The 17,193-nt window shown below is 64.1% G+C and carries 10 protein-coding genes; 4 read left to right on the forward strand and 6 right to left on the reverse strand.

Annotation, left to right across the window (positions count from 1 at the left end; translation table 11 throughout):
* Positions 1 to 354 precede the first annotated feature (354 nt).
* From OC550_RS18990 to OC550_RS19005, 4 genes are all read right to left on the reverse strand, one after another.
* A complete protein-coding gene (locus OC550_RS18990) occupies positions 355 to 1,695 on the reverse strand; it encodes a nucleoside permease (protein WP_262107502.1) in 1,341 nt (446 codons plus the stop codon).
* Positions 1,692 to 2,621, reverse strand: a complete 930-nt coding sequence (locus OC550_RS18995; RefSeq protein ID WP_262107503.1) for a sugar phosphate isomerase/epimerase — start codon at positions 2,619 to 2,621, stop codon at positions 1,692 to 1,694. The genes OC550_RS18990 and OC550_RS18995 overlap by 4 nt, the downstream gene beginning before the upstream one ends.
* Positions 2,618 to 3,763: a Gfo/Idh/MocA family protein gene (locus OC550_RS19000; RefSeq protein WP_262107504.1), complete on the reverse strand. Its 1,146-nt coding sequence runs from the start codon at positions 3,761 to 3,763 to the stop codon at positions 2,618 to 2,620. The genes OC550_RS18995 and OC550_RS19000 overlap by 4 nt, the downstream gene beginning before the upstream one ends.
* 294 nt (positions 3,764 to 4,057) lie before the next feature.
* Positions 4,058 to 5,575, reverse strand: a complete 1,518-nt coding sequence (locus OC550_RS19005; RefSeq protein ID WP_262107505.1) for an APC family permease — start codon at positions 5,573 to 5,575, stop codon at positions 4,058 to 4,060.
* Between the two features lie 511 nt (positions 5,576 to 6,086).
* Here OC550_RS19005 and OC550_RS19010 point away from each other — a divergent pair.
* Complete coding sequence (locus OC550_RS19010) at positions 6,087 to 7,427, forward strand: aldehyde dehydrogenase family protein (RefSeq protein ID WP_262107506.1); 1,341 nt, start codon at positions 6,087 to 6,089, stop codon at positions 7,425 to 7,427.
* Between the two features lie 287 nt (positions 7,428 to 7,714).
* On the opposite strand, the gene OC550_RS19015 is transcribed toward OC550_RS19010, so the two are convergent.
* On the reverse strand, positions 7,715 to 9,634 hold the full coding sequence (locus OC550_RS19015) for a primary-amine oxidase (RefSeq protein ID WP_262107507.1): 1,920 nt from the start codon (positions 9,632 to 9,634) through the stop codon (positions 7,715 to 7,717).
* Positions 9,635 to 10,459: 825 nt separating this feature from the next.
* Positions 10,460 to 12,616, reverse strand: coding sequence for a glycogen debranching N-terminal domain-containing protein (locus tag OC550_RS19020; RefSeq protein WP_262107508.1), 2,157 nt, complete (start codon positions 12,614 to 12,616; stop codon positions 10,460 to 10,462).
* A gap of 369 nt (positions 12,617 to 12,985) precedes the next feature.
* On the opposite strand from OC550_RS19020, the gene OC550_RS19025 reads away from it, so the two are divergent.
* The 3 genes from OC550_RS19025 to OC550_RS19035 all read left to right on the forward strand — a co-directional run bounded on the left by OC550_RS19025 (position 12,986) and on the right by OC550_RS19035 (position 16,708).
* Positions 12,986 to 13,270, forward strand: coding sequence for a hypothetical protein (locus OC550_RS19025; protein ID WP_262107509.1), 285 nt, complete (start codon positions 12,986 to 12,988; stop codon positions 13,268 to 13,270).
* 346 nt (positions 13,271 to 13,616) lie between these two features.
* Positions 13,617 to 14,015, forward strand: coding sequence for a hypothetical protein (locus OC550_RS19030; RefSeq protein WP_262107510.1), 399 nt, complete (start codon positions 13,617 to 13,619; stop codon positions 14,013 to 14,015).
* A gap of 290 nt (positions 14,016 to 14,305) precedes the next feature.
* Positions 14,306 to 16,708, forward strand: a complete 2,403-nt coding sequence (locus OC550_RS19035; RefSeq protein ID WP_262107511.1) for a multicopper oxidase domain-containing protein — start codon at positions 14,306 to 14,308, stop codon at positions 16,706 to 16,708.
* The last annotated feature ends 485 nt before the right edge of the window (positions 16,709 to 17,193 follow it).

A 17,193-nucleotide genomic window follows, 5' to 3' on the forward strand; every position in this document is an offset into this window, starting at 1 on the left:
ATTTCGTGTCGCCGCCGAATTCGCTGACTTGGTGCAGGCTACGGTTTCGCTTCAAAGATTGCCGCTGCACTCAGCGCGAAGTAGTTTCAAGGAGGTGCATACGCCTGTTATGGGCTGCAGCTCCTGTCAACGGGCATCCACGTCAGCCCGAGGGCCCCGAAACGCCTGTAACGGCGCATATGACAGTCGAGGCTCGAGCGCTGCAATTTAGCAAGTGCTCTGGGGGTTCAGGAACAGTCCTTTAGCTCGATTCTGGGCCGGGTTCGTAAAGGGCAAGCTGGCCGAACGACCCGCCGAATCAGCAGGTGATCATCTAGTCGCGTGACACGCCGATCCACAGGTCTTGACTCTTTGCTATTCCTCTCGCGGGTCTTGGCGCTGCGGGTTGTTCTGCCGGGTATCAGGAGTGGGAAGTGATGCTCCCGGAGCCTCGAGCGTTGTCGACGTCGTCTCCAGCCCCAGCCCGGTGTCTGTGCGCGTGTCCCGGTCCTTGAAGAGCAGCAGGAAGGCCAGCAGGACAACGGCTGCGATAACGGCGGGGACGAGCCAGATTTGGCGCCACTGGTGGTTGTCTGGGATGGCGAAGTTGTCAACGATGGGTCCAGCCAGCAGTGAGCCGATGAGAATGCCGATGCCGTAGGTGGCAAGGGTGATGAGGCCTTGGGCGGAGCTGCGGAAGCGGTCGCCGGCGAACTTGTTCGTGTAGATCTGACCCGCGACGAAGAAGAAGTCGTAGCAGACTCCGTGCAGGAGGATGCCCAGCAGGAGCATCCAGTACAGGCTGCCGGTGTCGCCGAAGGCGAAGAAGACGTAGCGCAGCGCCCACGCCGCCATCCCGATGGCGAGGGTCCATTTCACGCCCAGGCGCTTGAGCAGGAACGGCAGCAGTAGCAGGAACACCACTTCGGAGGCTTGGCCCAGGGACTGGACGGCGGCCGCAGCATCCACGCCGGCCTCGTTGAGGAAAAGGTTGGTGAAGTTGTAGTAGAAGGCCAGCGGGATGCAGATGGCGATCGATGAGACGAAGAAGGTCAGGTAGGAGCGGGATTTGAGCAGGCCGAGAGCTTCGAGCCCGAGCATCTCGCCAATGCTCGACTTTCCGCCCTTTCGGGACGGCGGGGTCGCGGGAAGGGTAAAGCTGAACAGTCCGAGAACCAGCGACGCGACGGCTGCCATTTTGAAGGTCAGCGACAGTTGACCACCCTGTTCCCAGCCGAGCCACCCGATGATGACGCCGGCCACGATCCAGCCGATGGTGCCCAGCACGCGCACCGCGGGGAACTGCTTATCCGGATCCTGCATCTGTCGGAACGAAACCGAGTTAACCAGTGCAAGGGTCGGCATGTACAGGATCATGTAGACTAGGATGACCGGGAAGAACGCGCCGAAGTCAGCCATCGTCGAGGCGAACCACAATAAGGCGGCTCCAGCGATGTGCAGAACCCCCAGGATCTTCTGCGCCGCAAAGAACTGGTCGGCGATGAGCCCGATGATGAGCGGCGCCGCAATGGCTCCCAGTGACTGGGTCAAGTAGGCCAAGCTGATCTGACTGCCGGAGGCAGCAAGGCCCTGCCCCAGGAATGTCCCCATGGTGACGAACCAGGCACCCCAGATGAAGAACTGCAGGAACATCATCAGGGAGAGCCGCAGCCGGATCCCGCCGGCCAAGCTGGTGCTGCGTTGGTCTTGTGTCATGACATCTCCTCAGCAAACGATGAGCGGGCGCAGGGTTCGGTGGGCGACGCGCAGACCTGCCTCGATCCGGTCCTCGGTGCCACCCCAGAGCGGGTCTTCTTGTCCGACGGACACGAATTCGAACCCTCCCTCGTAGAGGGCGTCGATAACCCGGGTCCAATGACCTGGCCCAGTCCGGGGAGGCGGTACCGCCACCAGCCCACGTCCCACGGGTCGGGCCGCTTGACGGAGATGCCGGGCCGGCCATAGCGGTTGCGCTTGTCCGGGAGCAGCTCGATGTCCTTGGCCTGGGCGTGGGCGACTCTATCGACGTATGGTCGGAGGGCGGCGACCGGATCGATGCCCATCCACATCAGGTGCGACGGGTCGTAGTTCAGGTAAAGGCCGAGGGAGAACATCCACTCCCACAGCTCCGGCGAGTAGGCTAGGTTGCCGGGGTAGCCGTCGGGGTACCACCCCTCCATCACGCAGTTCTCGATAACGATCTTGACGTCCCGTTCGCCGGCACGTTCTACCAACGGGGAAAAAATCTGCGCCGCCCCGGTGAGGTCGTCCGCGACCGGCTTCGACGGATCCCGGCCGATAAAGGTGCCAACCGTGGGACAGCCCAGCAACGCTGCCGCCTCGATGCACTTCTCCACATGCTCGTTGATTTGCGCCCGCTGCTCCGGGTCCGGATGCAGGTTGTTGTCGTAGAACGATAGCGACGACAACGTCAGGCCGCGCCGATCGAAGACCTCCAGAACCTGATCTGCCTTGCCCTGGTCAAAGTCGCTGACGTCGATGTGGCTCGCGGTGAACGGTCGGTTTCCCAACACCGGCCAAGCAGCCACTTCCAACGCCTCGTAGCCATTCTCACCGGCCCAGGCTGAGATCTGCGCGAGACTCCGTTGCGTCAGGCATGCCGTCAGGAAGCCGAGTTTCATACCGCCACCTCCACCCATGCCCGCTGGCGTGCGGAATCGACGACGGCTTGACTCAGGACGGCGGCACGCAACCCGTCGGCGAAGCCGGGCAAACCATCCGGGGGGCGTCCGGCGATCGCCGCGAACGTGTCAGCTACAAACGCGTTGAACGAGTCCTGGTAGCCCTGGGGATGTCCGGCCGGCAGCTGCGCGTACCGAGCCCCGGCCGCCGAGAGAGTGTCCGGCCCGCGCGCAATAATGCGGCTCTCGGTCTGCCCGCCGACCCACAGCGAGTCCGGGGACTCCTGGTCGAACACGTAGGACGCGCGTGAACCATCGAAAGAGAACCACAGCCGGTTCTTCCGCCCCGGCGATACCTGGCTGACCACCAGCGAGCCCCGCGCTCCGAGGTCAGTGGTAAAAAGCACCGCCGCGCCGTCTTCAGTGCCGACCGTGTCCGGACTGCCGTCATCGCCGCGACGTTCAGAAAACGCCTGACCTGTCACCGCGGTCAGCGAGACGATGCGGTGGCCGGTGACGAACTCCATCAGGTCGCACCAGTGGACTCCGATGTCTGCAAAAGCCCGCGAAATCCCACCTAGGGCCGGGTCCATCCGCCAGTTGGTGGCGTCGCTGGCCGCCAGCCAGTCCTGCAGGTACGACCCGTGCAGGAGCCAGAGGCTGCCCGCCTCCTCGGCAGCGATTCTGGCCCGCACTTCACGCACCGTGGCGTAGAACCGATACACGAATGGCACCGTGGCCACGACGCCTGCCTCGTCCGCAGCCGCCACCAACCTCCGTGCCTCATCAACGGTCGTAGCCAGTGGCTTCTCACAGATCACCGGCTTACCAGCCCGCAACGCCAGGTCCGCAAGCGCCGCGTGCGCGTGGTTCGGGGTGCAGATGTGCACAACGTCGACTTCGTGCGACTCCACCAGCGCCTCTGCCGACGGGGCGCCCCATGCCGCGCCGAACCGTTCCGCTGCAGCGGCGGCGCGCTCCGGCGATGAGCCGGCGACGGCGGCCACCACGCCCCCCGCCGCCCGGACCGCGCGAGCGTGTACCTCACCGATGAACCCGGGCCCAATGATTCCCGACCGCAGGCCATCCACGCCGGCCGTCCTGACCGGTTGGGCCGATGGGGACGCTGCCCGAGCATCCATGAAGGCAACTTATGTATGACGCCAGTCAATGTCAACGGTTTCTCAGGGTCATCCTCCTGACGCGAAGAGGCTGGCGGTCAAACATGGCAGGGCATCCAGTTCCGGACGGTTCGACGCCGTAGATATTGCTCAGCCCAAGGCAGCAGCAATCATCAGGCGAGAAAGCGGCCGATAACGGCGCATACGTCAGGGGGGTGTGTCGGTGATGGGGAAGGGTAGGGAACCGGTGCGAGGGCCGCAGGAGAGGCCTGTCTGGGTTAGCGGTCCAGCGACGCTAACCCCTTCGGATGGCATTTACGTCAATTCGTCGCGTATAAATTCCTCGTTCTCCCGTCCGGCAACCCGCGAGAACAGGTAGCCGGCCAGCAGCACGGTGAACGGCAGCGCGATCAGGACCCAGCCCAGCGGGCTCAGTCCCCAAGGCGTCACCGAGGGGTCCACGCCTTCGGCAGTTGTCCCGGCCAACAGGCCGAAGCGCGACATTAGGAGATATTCGCCTATCAAGAGACCGATGAATGCCGCTACCGGCGCAATGACGGTCGTGAAGACGCCCTCCTCGCCTTTGTTCTTGCGGAAGTAGGCGATGACGGCGACGCAGACCAGCGCCTCGATCAGCACAATGGCCACCACTGCCAAGCCGCTGAACCAGTAGAACATGTTCAAGATGGGCTCCAGCTGGAAAAGCGTGAAGAGCAGGATCACTACAACAGTGATGGCGGACGTCGTCAGTGAAGCGTTTTGGGGGGCACCTTTGGCGTTGACCCTGCCTAACCGGCCGGGCAGCACGCCGCCGCGCCCTAAGGCAAAGACATAGCGGCCGGCTGCGTTCTGGAATGCCAGGATTCCGGCGAACAGGCTCGAGAGCACCAGAATGCTCATGGCCGTGGCCATCCATCCGCCAACGTATTCGGTGGCTAGGGTGAAAAGGACGGCGGCCGGATCGGCAAGCGGAACTCCGTCTACGGATGAGTACTCCGCCGTGGTCTCTATGGCCTGGGAAGCTCCCATACCGGTTACCAGCGCGAATGCGGTTATAGCGAACAGAGCCGTAATCAATGCAACGGCCAGGTAAGTGGCCTGCGGAACGATTCGCTTCGGGTTTTTGGATTCCTCGCCATAGATGGCCGTAGCTTCAAACCCGATAAAGGAGGCAAACGCGAAGGCAAAGGCGATACCGGCCGAACCGGCCAGACCGCCGACCATGATGGCCTGTGGCGAGAAGGAAGCGGCGAAGTCATAGCCCTCGGGGCCACCGTCAATGAGGATTGCAACAGCGGTGATCATCAGGGAGAGCACTTCGAGCAGCATCAGTGCCCCGAGTACTTTCGCTCCGACGTCCACGCTGGCCAGTGACAGGACGGTGACGACTGCCCAGGCAATCAGCGCCCACAGCCACCAGGGCAGCTCAAGGCCAAGAGCGCCTATTTGTCCGGCCATCAGTCCGCCGAAAAAGCCGAAAATAGCCAGCTGGATGGCCACGTAGGCGATCAGCGACACGAAGGCGGAGCCGAGGCCGAGGTGTTTGCCCAAGCCCCGGCCGATATAGGCGAAGAAGGCGCCGGCGTTGGTGACGCGCTGGCTCATCGCGGCGTAGCCGACGCTGAACAGCAGCAGTGTCAGGCCGACGACAAAGTAGGCTCCGGGCGCGGCCGCGCCGTTTCCCAGCACGATGGCGACCGGCACGGCGCCGGTCATGCCGACCAGCGGCGCCGCGGCGGCGACGACGAAAAATACAACGCCGATGACGCCGAGTCTGCCCCCGCGCAGCGTGGTCCGTGATCCACCTGAGGAGACCGTATCGGTACTGTCCATGGTATTCCTCCCTCATGGAGCTGTTCCGCCCAAGGACGGACATTTCCTGCTTGTTGAACAGCACCAACGCCCCGGTGCCCTTCCTTGACTCTAAACCTGTAATCTGCGCCACATGTATTTTCTACAACTGAGGAATCTAGGCGCGTGCGACTGGCCTGGCAAGAGAGATTCCCTCCTCGTTGTTGCCGTCCTGTCGCTGCATGACTGCTGCCGTATACAAGGGAGGCCGTCGGCACAGGAAGAAACGGCGAGGCGGTTTGGCTGCGGCGCTGCACCTACCGGCGCACATCAGGTGTTTGTCCGCCTTGTTTGCCCGGACGGATGGACCATGCCCAGGCCCGCACGTGTCCAGGTACCGCCTGGCGCGGGGCGGCAGCTATTCGCGTTCAGACAATTTTCCCGCTTCGACAGGCAAAAACCGTGCGATATCTCCTGCGAAGGTTGAGGATGAAGATATCAGTCATACTGCCGAATTGATCCGCGTGTCTTATTTACTCGAAGGGCAGCACCGATGGCAACTGAATCTCTTCATGGCCCGAACAACCCGGAGTCCGGCAGGACCCGGACCATCTTTGACCCGGCCACAGGCGAGGCGGTGGGGGAGGCCCCGGTCCACGGAGTCGAGGACCTGGACCGTGCGGTTGAGGCGGCCGCAGCCGCACAGCCGGGGTGGGCCGCACTTGGCCATGATGCCCGCAGCGCTGCCCTGGCACAGGCTGCCGATGCCGTCGACCGCTCCGCCGAGGAGCTGTCCCGGCTGCTTTCCCGTGAGCAGGGCAAGCCGCTCAACGGCCTCAACGCCCGTTTCGAAGTCGGCGCCTGCTCGGCTTGGCTGCTCCACTACCGCCCGATTGGCGTCGTCGGCGCGATAGGCCCGTGGAACTGGCCAATGATGATCGCTGTCTGGCAGATCGCCCCCTCCCTGCGCATGGGCAACGCCGTAGTCGTGAAGCCCTCCGAGTACACTCCGCTCAGCGTCATTGCCCTGGTCGACGTGCTGAACCAGGAACTCCCCGAAGGCGTCCTCACCGCAGTCTCCGGCGGCCCCGAAGTCGGGGCCCGAATGGCCGAGCATCCGGCCATCGGCAAAATCATGTTCACCGGCTCCACTGCCACGGGCAAGGCGATCATTAAATCTTCTGCCGGCACCGTCAAGCGGCTCACCCTCGAGCTCGGGGGCAACGACGCCGGCATCGTCCTCCCGGACGCGGACCCCAAGGCAATCGCAGAAGACCTCTTTTGGGGCGCCTTCATTAACAGCGGGCAGACCTGCGCCGCCCTCAAACGGCTCTACGTGCACGATGACATCTACGAGGACCTCTGTGAGGCCCTTACATCCGTCGCCGCCGCCGCACGGATGGGAGTGGGGCTCGACGAGGAAAGCGTCCTCGGACCGCTGCAGAACAAGCAGCAGTTCGACATCGTCTCCCGCCTGGTAGAGGCTGCCAGGGACGCCGGCGCCCGCGTCCTCCTGGGCGGGAACCCGGACCCGGACCAGCCGGGCTACTTCTACCCGACCACGCTCGTGGCGGATATCGACAACGACAACCCGCTCGTCGCGGAGGAGCAGTTCGGTCCTGTCCTGCCCATCATCCGTTACCGCACCGTCGAGGAAGCCGTGAAGATGGCCAACGCCCTCGAGGTCGGCCTCGGCGCATCAGTCTGGTCAGCCAACCCCGAACAAGCCCGCAAAGTCGCAGCAAATATTCAGGCCGGGACAGTCTGGATCAACTCACACGGCGCGGTCCATCCCATGGTCCCCTTCGGCGGAATGAAGCAGTCCGGCTACGGACTGGAGTTCGGCGTCGAAGGCCTCAAGGCTCTGGGAGTGCCACAAGTCATCAACGGCTGATGAGGGCTGCATAGGGGACGAGGTCTATGGAGGCACTCCCCTATGCGAACGCGCTTGCCCTCACCTGACGCCGCCACGGAACGATCGTGTGGGTCACAACCATGATGAGCCCGGCGAACACTACGATTCCGGCAGCATCTGCCCGCCGCGACCGGAAAGCACATGGAAGGAAAACATCAGCAGTTGCCGGCATAAGCACCGTGCCACCAGTTGCCGTGGTGGGTTCAGGCTATCCACAGGAACCGTGCATTTGAAGGAAGACATCAGGGAGAAGTTCGCGGCAGGCCCTAACTGTGGCAGTGCCCTCCTTCTTCGCTGGACCGGTCCGCCGGCACGTCGAGAACGGGGCTGCGGTCGAAGAAGCCATCCGGACGAAGCTTGAATCCCACGGTGTCCACCGGCATGATCGGCCAGTCCTCCGGGCGCGGGTAATGGGTCAGGCCGAAGGAGTGCCAGAGGACGATGTCCTCGCCGTCCAGCCCGCGGTCCTGGGCCACATAGGCCGGCAGTCCGGCGCCGCCGGCATGCTGGTTGACGAAGTCGCCGGTCGGGTAGCGCTCCTCCTCGGCGTAGCGGGTCACCCACAGGTCCTTAGTGGTGAACGCGGCCCTGCGGGCAATGGAGGAATCGGGATCAGCAAGCAGCAACGGCTGCCCTTCGGGGTGGAGCTTATACGCGACCGGTTCCCCCAGCCGGTTTTTCGAATTGGGGTTCGAGACCACCCACGTGCGCCCCTTGGAGTTGTCGGCTTCCCGCACGGCCTCCGACTCGGCCTTCAGCACCGTGCGCCTGCGGGTGAAGGCATTGCCGCGCTCATTGCCCTCGCCCATCGGGACGCGGACCGTATCCTCCTCCTCGACCCGGTTGGTGAAGCCGTCCAGGGCCATGTCCAGACGGGCACCAAAGAGGTGCTGGTGGTAGGGGGCGCCCAGGCCGGGGGCCAATTCGGAGGCGTACGGGTACCCCTTGCCCGGGTAGGCGCTGGTGAACACGACGCCGGTGGCCTTGGCTTCGAACTCGATGGTGCCGTCCAGGTAGAGGTACCAGTAGAAGCCGTAGTCGTAGTTGCCGATGGTGGTGAAGAAGGAGACGACCATCCGGCGGTTGCGTCGGGTGTAGTTGATGCCGGTCCACAGGTCCGAGTGCTTGGCCAGGATGGAACAGTCTTCTTCATGCATGCAGACGCCGTTGCGGATCTCGCGCGGGTTGCCGAAGCCGTCGGCGATGACCGGGGACAGGTAGGTGATCTCACCCAGGCAGTCGCAGCCCAGTTCGAGTGAGTTGGCATACTGGCCCACCAGGTACTCGCCGGTGTCGAAGTAGTTCTGCCAGGATCGCACCGGGTTCGGGTCCCCGTAGGGGACCACCATTTCGGCGATTGAGGCCCGCTTGATGATTGAGCGCTTCCGGTCCCCGTCCTGGAACGCGATGTTGTGCAGCACCACGCCCTCCCGCACGTCGAAGCCGACGTCAAAGCTCCACTTCTCCCACTCAACATGGTTGCCGCCGCTGACGCCGAAGCTCGGGCCCTCGGGCTGCGTGATGCTGATCGGCTTCTGGGTTTCGCGCAGCGGGCCGGTCAGCTCCGGATCGGTGTAGTTGCCGTGCTCGGCCGGCACAGGGACGGCACCGAAATCCAGGACGTGGTCGACGGTCTTGTTCACGACGTCGACGTAGGCCACCAAGCCGTCGATGGGATGGGCCCAGGCACTGTCCTCGGGGAAGTCCTGGTAGAAGGCCAGACCACGCAGGATGCGCCGGCCCTTCTCCTCCGGGTACTCGAACGCACCGGCCGAAAGGGGTGCCACCCTGACCTTGTTGAGGTCGAGGTTTCGGTCGCGCAGCGCTTCGCGCCACCGTTCATCGGTAGCGAGAATCTGTTCGACTACCTCAAACTCTTCCTCGAGCACCGGAAGTTCGCCTGTCGCGGAGGTATCGAGATCAACGGCGGAAACGACGCATCCGTTGGTCACCGACACCGTTACATCCTTTGGTGCGGCACCGGAGACGTCGTGCAGGAACACCCGGAAGCGTCGGTCCGCCTTGTTTTCTTCCCTGCCTCTCGGCGGATCCAGCAAACCGAGGTAGGCAAAGCGTGTTTCCTCGCTTAACAATCCCTCGGCATCAAGGATCTGACGGACGGCCGTCACCTCCTCAGCAGAGGTGAGTGCATAGGCTGAAGCAGCAGCCGATGACGCATGATTCATGTGGTTGGCCTTTCCCATCTGGCTCTCCGGTATCGGCACCAAGGGGTGCAATTTTTTCTATGTCTGTACAGGCATAGCGCTCAGTAAGAGGCCCCACAAGAGGGCAGCTAAAGTTTCCGAAAGGCCGTTCACGCCGCAAATCACCCACCTGCGGCAACATCGTCTACGACCCCTGCGACGCCGTCAGCGCAGACAGCGATGACAGCGGAGAAAGGCCTCCCATGACCGCCCCCTCCACCGGCTTCTGGCTCACCGATTCGACTTCGTCGTCCTCGGCGTCGAGCACGGCATGTTCGACCTCTCCATCCTCAAACGCTCCCCGTCATCAAGGGCATGGACCTGGACGTCTATGCCAAAGTCCTTCGGGCCCGCACGCGAACCGATCCAGCAGACCCGCGACTTCGACTGCGACGGCGTGATCATCCCCAAATCGAGGATGCAGCCCACGCCGCGATCGTCACCGTTCGCCGAACAGGACGCACGACCCACTGCTTCCCGCTCATCGAGAAAGGCACCGCCGTCGACGAGATCGAACAGAGCTGCCCTGCCTACGTCATGCTCGCGCCCTCATTCAGGCCTAGGAAAGCTTCGACGTCCTCGAACTCCAACAGCGGCAGACAACCCAGACCTAGCCCAGCGACTCCGGACGCCGGAACGCGGGCAGAACCCCAGTCTGGTGGATCCGGCAGCCACCGCGCCGATAACGGCGCATATGCCAACGAGTAGGTGCCAGCGGTGGATGAACGTCTACCGCTGACCCCCTCGGTCCGTCTACCTGTTCAAATGCGGTCCTTCGGCGTGGTCGCCAGGACGCAGCGGGCCCATCTAAGTCTTTCGACGCAATTTGGCCTGCGCGACCAGGTCAGTTGCCCATGGGCGGGTCCCGAGTCGGAATTCCATGCCTTCGGGCAGCCCTTGGACGGTTGCGGCCGAGCCGGAAATATCAATGGTGATCCGGCCGCCTGCCATGGGGGCATTGGTGATGTGCAGGTCGCCGTAGGACTTGGGCAGCACGGGGTCCATCCAAAGACCGCCGAGGGCAACGTCCGGATAATAACCCATTAGGCTTTTCACCAGTAGGATCGGGGTGGTCGCAGCCCACGCTTGAGGCGAGCACGCCGTCGGGTAGGGCACGGGTTCGTCGAAGTGCTCACGGCTGAACCCGCAAAACAGTTCGGGTAGCCGCCCCTCGGTGTACTCGGCGGCCTCCAGCAGGGCGGTGGAGATCCGCTGCGCCTGCTCCACGAAACCGTAACGCAGCAGGCCCGCCGCAATGATGGCGTTGTCGTGCGGCCAGACCGACCCGTTGTGGTAGCTGGCCGGGTTGTAGGCGCCCATGTCGCTGGCCAAGGTCCGCACACCCCATCCGCTGAACATTTCTGGAGACATTAGCCGTTCGGCCACCTGCGGGGCCTTTTCCTCATCGATGAGGCCGAACAACAGGCATTGGCCCATATTGGAAGCGCACGCGTCCACCGGCTGCTTCCTGCCGTCGAGGGCGACCGCGTAATAACCGCGGTCGGGCAGCCAGAACTCTTCGTTAAACCGCTGCTTCAGCCGCGCCGCGCGGTCCCGGCACTCTGCAGCCAATGCCACATCGCCGGCGTCATAGGCCATCCAGGAACGGGCCATGTACGCGCTGAACACGTACGCCTGCACCTCGCACAGGGCGATCGGCGGTTTGGCCAGGGTGCCGTCGGCGAAGTTGATGCCGTCCCAGGAGTCCTTCCAGCCCTGGTTGATGAGCCCCCGGTCGTTCAGGCGCTGATACTCGACGAAACCGTCACCGTCGCGGTCTCCGTAGTCGCGAATCCAGTCCAGGGCGCGGTCAGCATGGGGCAGCAGTGCGGCCATGGTGTCGGGGGCGAAGCCCCAGCGGCTGACCTCTCCGAGTAGCGCGACGAACAGCGGTGTGGCGTCGACGCTGCCGTAGTAGGCGGACTTTCCGCCCAGGGCGAGCCCACTGGAGACACCGAGCCTGACCTCGTGCAGGATCTTGCCCGGCTCCTCCTCGCTCATCGGGTCCACTACTGCGCCCTGGCGGTCGGCAAGGGTCTGTATTGTGCCCAGAGCCAGGGAGGGGTCCACCGGCAGTGCCATCAGGGACGCCCACAGCGAGTCTCGGCCGAACAGTGTCATGAACCATGGTGCGCCGGCAGCCACCATTACCCGGTCCTGGTGGGCCGGGTCCTCGATCCGGAGGGCACCCAAATCGTCGTAGCTGCGGCGCAGGGTCTGTTCGATGGAGCGATTGCCCATTTGCAGCACCGGAATTTTGGCAACCCATTCCTGCCGGCGCCGGTCGCGCGGGGACAGTTCATCCTCGTGCGGATGAACAAACGGCGTGGCGGGGCCGGTGCTGTTTACGGTGGGCAGCACGCTCAGGACGGTGTTCCATTGTCCGTGCGGCGGGACAACGACACGATATGTCGGGCCCTCATGCGCCACGTCGGCGCCGCCGGCGCTAACGACGACGCCCTTCCGGATGTCCTGCCAGCTGGCCCGGATGCTCAGCGAATCACCGTCCAGCTGGCGGGTTTCGTCCCACCTCCGCTGGGCCCGGGCTTCCTTCACCTCGAAGAGGTCCGCGAAATCCGATTCAACCCTGAGGGCAATCAGGCATTCGGCAGCAGACGGTGAATAGTTCCAGACAGTGATCTGCTCAAGGATTCCGGTTCCCACTTCGCGCAGCCGCTCCACGATCAGCGGGCTGTCGGCATACCCGCCCGGGCGGGGTACGCGGCCGACGAACAGCGCCCGGTACGGTTCCTTGGTCTTCGCCGCCAACGGCTCCAGCGGCTGGCCGTTGACGGTGAGGTTCCAACGGGACAGGATGCGGGTGTCCTCGTGGAAAACCCCGTGCGGATATTCAGGGAAGATATCCCCGTTCGCGGAGGAAATACAAAAAGAGGACCCCTCTACCAGGGTGATGGTCCCGGCACCCAGCGGTCCGGCAGCTGTGTCCGCATTCCATCCAGCCATCCCCGGCTCCTCCACCGATCGGCATCGGCGAGGCGACGCGCGGATCCGCCGGTCCGGCTGCCTGTCGCCGCCTTCCTCGATGGTATCGACGCTACGCTTGTCTCTTCACTGGCGCCAAGGCCCCACTGCCTCATTGCAGCGTCCCCCAGGGCGCGGCCCACGCTGTACTAGCGATCAGGGCGCTGCCCGACAAACCGGGCGCGCTATGCCTTGTGCCCGTACTCTCCCCGGGTCCTTACTAGTGACAGGAGCCGCAACCGCCAGGCTCGCCGGGCGACATACTTGCCCAGTGAAGAGTGAGGTCCAGCGCCACGAGCGGGCAGGTGGTTCGTGATCTCCACGCACACGAACCATTCCAAAGGAGGAGCGATGTTTGCTCGGGTCAGCACGTACAGAACCAGCGCCGACGCGACGGGTGAGCCCACCGAGGAAACCGTGAGGCGGGTGCTTGAATTGCCCGGCTGTCTGGGTCTCTATTACCTCAAGGGGAGGGACAACAAGTCCCTGTCTATATCGCTGTGGGATACAGAGGAAGATCTTGGCGCAAGCCAGCAGCCGGCGGACAAGATCCGTTCCGAGACCAGTAAGGAACAACACATGGAGATCCTTGACGTGGAGGAATTCGAAGTGCTGACCAGCCGGCTCAAAGACTAGGTGGTTCATGCCGTTTCCCGGTCACTCGGACCCGGGTTTACAGCTCGGTGGCGGTCCCATACAGCTCCCGGTTTCATCAGCCTGTGAATTCCAGTCCCGCGACCAGCTCAGGAAGGTAAGGATCAGCACGCTCACGGCCAGCACCGCGACGCTTTCCCAGAGTCGGGCTGACCGCCACGGTGCAAATGATGTCGGCCGCCACCGGCAGTTCCAGCCCCAATGGTCCAGGCGGCGTTGAGGTCCAGGCGCAGCGGCAGGTTCGGGAATTCCTCGCGGAGGGCCTTCCACTGTCCCGCGGCGGGTTAGTCAAGGGTTGACCAAGGCTGTTGCAGGGGCGGAAGGTGTGATGATGGAACCATCAAGGCTGGCCCGTGCGCACGGGGCGTTCAATGTGGTTTTCGGTCTCTGGCCGTTGCTTCATTACCGCAGCTTCGAAGCGGTTTCGGGCCCGAAGATCGACCACTGGCTTGTGAAAACAGTGGGAGGGTTGATGACCGCTGCCGGTTACGCCCAGTTCCGGGCCCCCGCTTCCCCAGACGGGCGTGCGATGGCCCGCCGTATCGGCCTGGGCACCGCCGTCACCTTCATGATCGTCGACCTGCGCTACGTTTCACGCGGGCGCATCAGCCGCATTTACCTGCTCGATGCGGTCTTGGAAATGTACTGGCTGATCGCCTGGGCCGCAGACCTGGCCATGGCGCGGAAGCTCTGCAGTGCCAAATCCGTTGACAGCCCAAAGCCCTGACCATCGCAACGGCACGGGAAGCAGCCTAACTACCCCATGGCCACAGGTCGAACACACCCTGCACGCGGAAGACGAAGGTCAGCGGTTTCGCCCACGCCCGGATTGAAGCCGATAACGGCGCATATGTCTCACACCCGCACATCATTCATCTGCGGGGGGCCGGTATCCCGCCGCTCGTGAACGGGCTGTGGAACGGGGCATGCCAAGGGTTTCCCAAGTTCTGGATGACGTACTGGGATGGTCTCTCGCCGGCTCCGGCCGCGAACGTACATGCATGGAAGGGCTTAGTGATGGGGAACAGAGCCTCCGATTTCGCCGGCCTGCACCAGGGCGCAGCAACGCTAACAAATCCGCGCACTGGCGTGACCGGTTCCGCGGGCGTGCTGGACCTGTACATCAACGAGGGCTTCGTGCCGATGGTGGACGGAGCGCTCGTCTACCACAGGGGTTTCGGAGACCGCCCGAGCGGGCTCAGTGATCCGAAGCCTAGTCTGCGGATTTCGCCGCACATCTTCACGCAATCAGGTGAAGTCATCGCCAGCCGAACCTACCCCCTCGGCCAGCCGGCGCCGCACGCGGGGCGGCCCCTGCCGGAAGGCCCCGACCCGGAGGAAAGGCTCTACTACCTGCCCCGGCGGCAGCACTGGGCCAGCTACTTTCCGGACCGGACCATCATCGCGGAAACGGGCAGCACCATCAGGCTGCGGATCCACAACCGGCTGGCCCAGACCCATGAACTGGCGATCCACGGCGCCGGCCCCAACCGGGGCGACGTCACCACCGGCGCCATCGCACCCGGCACTACCGCCACGCTGGTTCTGGCCGCGCCGGCTCCAGGCACCTACCTCTATTCCGATCCGACCAACGCTCCGGTAGAGCGCACGCTCGGACTTTTCGGCGGGTTGGCGGTGATCGATCCGGACCGGGCGTGGCATCTGGGCCCGAACGGGCCGGAGTTCGAGCGCCAATGGCTCTGGATCTGTCATGACGTGGTGCCGGAGTGGGCGAAGGCGGCGTCCCAGGGCGGCACGGTCAACGGCACATCGACGGACATTGCGCCGCGCTATTTCACACTGAACGATAAGGCAGGTTTCCAGTCCCTGGCCGTATCCGACGACGAGGAACTGAACGAGCGGAGGGAGGAAGACACCCTGCCCTCCGGTTTTCCGCGCCGGACCGACGTGCGGAACTTCAGCCGGTCGACGGAGCCCGGCACCGTCCTGACCGGCCAGCTGATCCGGATGATGAATGCCGGCATTGTGGGACACCAGCTGCACTTCCACGGCAACCACGTCTGGACGGTGCGTGCCAACGGCCGGGATCTTCCCCGCGAAAACGGCTCGATCATGGCCGACGGGCACGTCGCGCTGCAGCAGTGGGAGGACACTGTCTCGCTGATGCCATTGGAGCGCAAGGAAGCGATTCTGCCGATGTTCCGGCCACCGGACGTCGTCGATGCCGTGTGGGAGGCGCGCCGGGAAGACTGGACCTACCCGATGCATTGCCACGCTGAACCGTCACAGACCGCTGCGGGCGGGCTGTACCCCGGAGGCCTGGTCGCAGACTGGGTTTTGGCGGCCAACGAGGAACGCGACCAGCACCACCTCTTTGAGAGCCAGGTGGACTTTGCCTCCGACCAGCCGCACGAAGGCAGCCCCGAGACGCTGTTCCGCCAGCGTCCGAACGTCTCGATGGTGCTGGACTTCTTCAGCCGGGAGCTCGACTTCCCCGACAAATCTGAGCACGAGGTCTGGAGCTTCGAGAACGAAACCTCCGACGAGGGGCTGCCGGGACCGTTGGTGCGCGTCAGGGAGGGACAGCTGTTCCACGGAACCATCAAGCCGAGCAAACGCGTGCACACCATCCACTGGCACGGCCTCGAACCGGATCCCCGGAACGACGGCGTGGGACACACGTCCTTCGAGGTCACCGGCCACTACACCTACCAATGGAGGCCGGATCCAGGCGAAGCGGGCAATCCCAACCGCGGCGGAGCCGGTACGTACTTCTACCACTGCCATGTCAACACTCCGCTGCACGTCCAGATGGGCATGTTCGGCCCGATCATCATCGACCCCGCGATTGACGCTGTCGACCCGCCGATGCCGGGCACGCGGCGTGCCTTCGTCGACGGGCCGGAGTACGACATTGCCACCGAAACCTTCGTGGGACCGTACTCGCTGGACCCCCGCTGGCACGAGCTGAACCATGCAGCCGGACTCTCCGGAGAGGACGCCGGCCTGAACCGGTTCCGGGCGAGGCACTTCTATCTCCTCGGCGGCAACGTTCCCACCAGGCCCCGCGGCCGCCGGGTGTGGTCCGTCTCGAGCATGAAAGCCAACACCCCGCAGAGCGGCCGGGCACCGACGTTGGTGCGGATGGTCAACGTGGACTACTTCCCAACCCTGACGGAGTTCACGGACATGCAGGGCAGGCCCGTGCCGTTGGCGGACGTCATTTCCCATGATGGCCGGCCATTCCGGGAAACTCCTGATCCGAACGGGGAGGCGCCGCCCGTCTGGTCAAGCGGCTCACCGCTCAGGACCAGCCGCATCGCCTCGGGAGCAGCGGAAAAGTACGACTTCCTGCTGCGGCCGCCCGGCCCGGGCCAGTACCGGATGACGGTCAAGTTCCTCTCCTGGGTACCGGGCGAGGTGCGCGCCACCAGGACCATCACGATCACCGCAGCCTGAAGCAACCACGGCGGACGCGGCACAACAATTTCCCATAGAAGCACAAGCATCTGGGCGTAGTCCGGGTGCGGTTCGGGACCGCCACTTGGCCCGGTTTCTTCCGGGCAGGCTCGGCCCTGTCAGGGAAGTGGATCCGGTCGGCCCAAGGACGCCCAGGCAAGGGCAATGACAGCGGTACAGGAACAGCGGGCGGCGCGGACGCTGAACGATCCGCTGGAAGTCCGCTTCACTCCGCAGGAGCTGCCCGCTGGCGGTGCAGTGGGACGATGGCCGTGGCCCGCGGTTACCGGCCGCTGCATTGGACCAGCGGTCGGATCCGGCAGAAAAGCCCCAGCGGAAGGGGGCTCCGGCACGGGAGCGTGGTCGAAATCGAGTCCTGGCGTCTCTAGTTGCAGGCGGCTTCCACGTCTCCCCTGCGCACCCTGGACGCAGTCCGCAGTGATCCAGCTCAAGGCAAGCCCCCGGCTTCGTCTTGGATCGCCTGC

It is taken from the genome of Arthrobacter sp. Marseille-P9274 (assembly GCF_946892675.1).
GTDB lineage: Bacteria > Actinomycetota > Actinomycetes > Actinomycetales > Micrococcaceae > Crystallibacter.

What these genes read in the sequence shown, in the direction of transcription:
- OC550_RS19030 (WP_262107510.1), top strand. Translation starts at nt 13,617, where the DNA reads ATGATGGAACCATCAAGGCTGGCCCGTGCGCACGGGGCGTTCAATGTG.
- OC550_RS18990 (WP_262107502.1), bottom strand. Translation starts at nt 1,695, where the DNA reads ATGACACAAGACCAACGCAGCACCAGCTTGGCCGGCGGGATCCGGCTG.
- OC550_RS18995 (WP_262107503.1), bottom strand. Translation starts at nt 2,621, where the DNA reads ATGAAACTCGGCTTCCTGACGGCATGCCTGACGCAACGGAGTCTCGCG.
- OC550_RS19000 (WP_262107504.1), bottom strand. Translation starts at nt 3,763, where the DNA reads ATGGATGCTCGGGCAGCGTCCCCATCGGCCCAACCGGTCAGGACGGCC.
- OC550_RS19015 (WP_262107507.1), bottom strand. Translation starts at nt 9,634, where the DNA reads ATGAATCATGCGTCATCGGCTGCTGCTTCAGCCTATGCACTCACCTCT.
- OC550_RS19010 (WP_262107506.1), top strand. Translation starts at nt 6,087, where the DNA reads ATGGCAACTGAATCTCTTCATGGCCCGAACAACCCGGAGTCCGGCAGG.
- OC550_RS19005 (WP_262107505.1), bottom strand. Translation starts at nt 5,575, where the DNA reads ATGGACAGTACCGATACGGTCTCCTCAGGTGGATCACGGACCACGCTG.
- OC550_RS19025 (WP_262107509.1), top strand. Translation starts at nt 12,986, where the DNA reads ATGTTTGCTCGGGTCAGCACGTACAGAACCAGCGCCGACGCGACGGGT.
- OC550_RS19035 (WP_262107511.1), top strand. Translation starts at nt 14,306, where the DNA reads ATGGGGAACAGAGCCTCCGATTTCGCCGGCCTGCACCAGGGCGCAGCA.
- OC550_RS19020 (WP_262107508.1), bottom strand. Translation starts at nt 12,616, where the DNA reads ATGGCTGGATGGAATGCGGACACAGCTGCCGGACCGCTGGGTGCCGGG.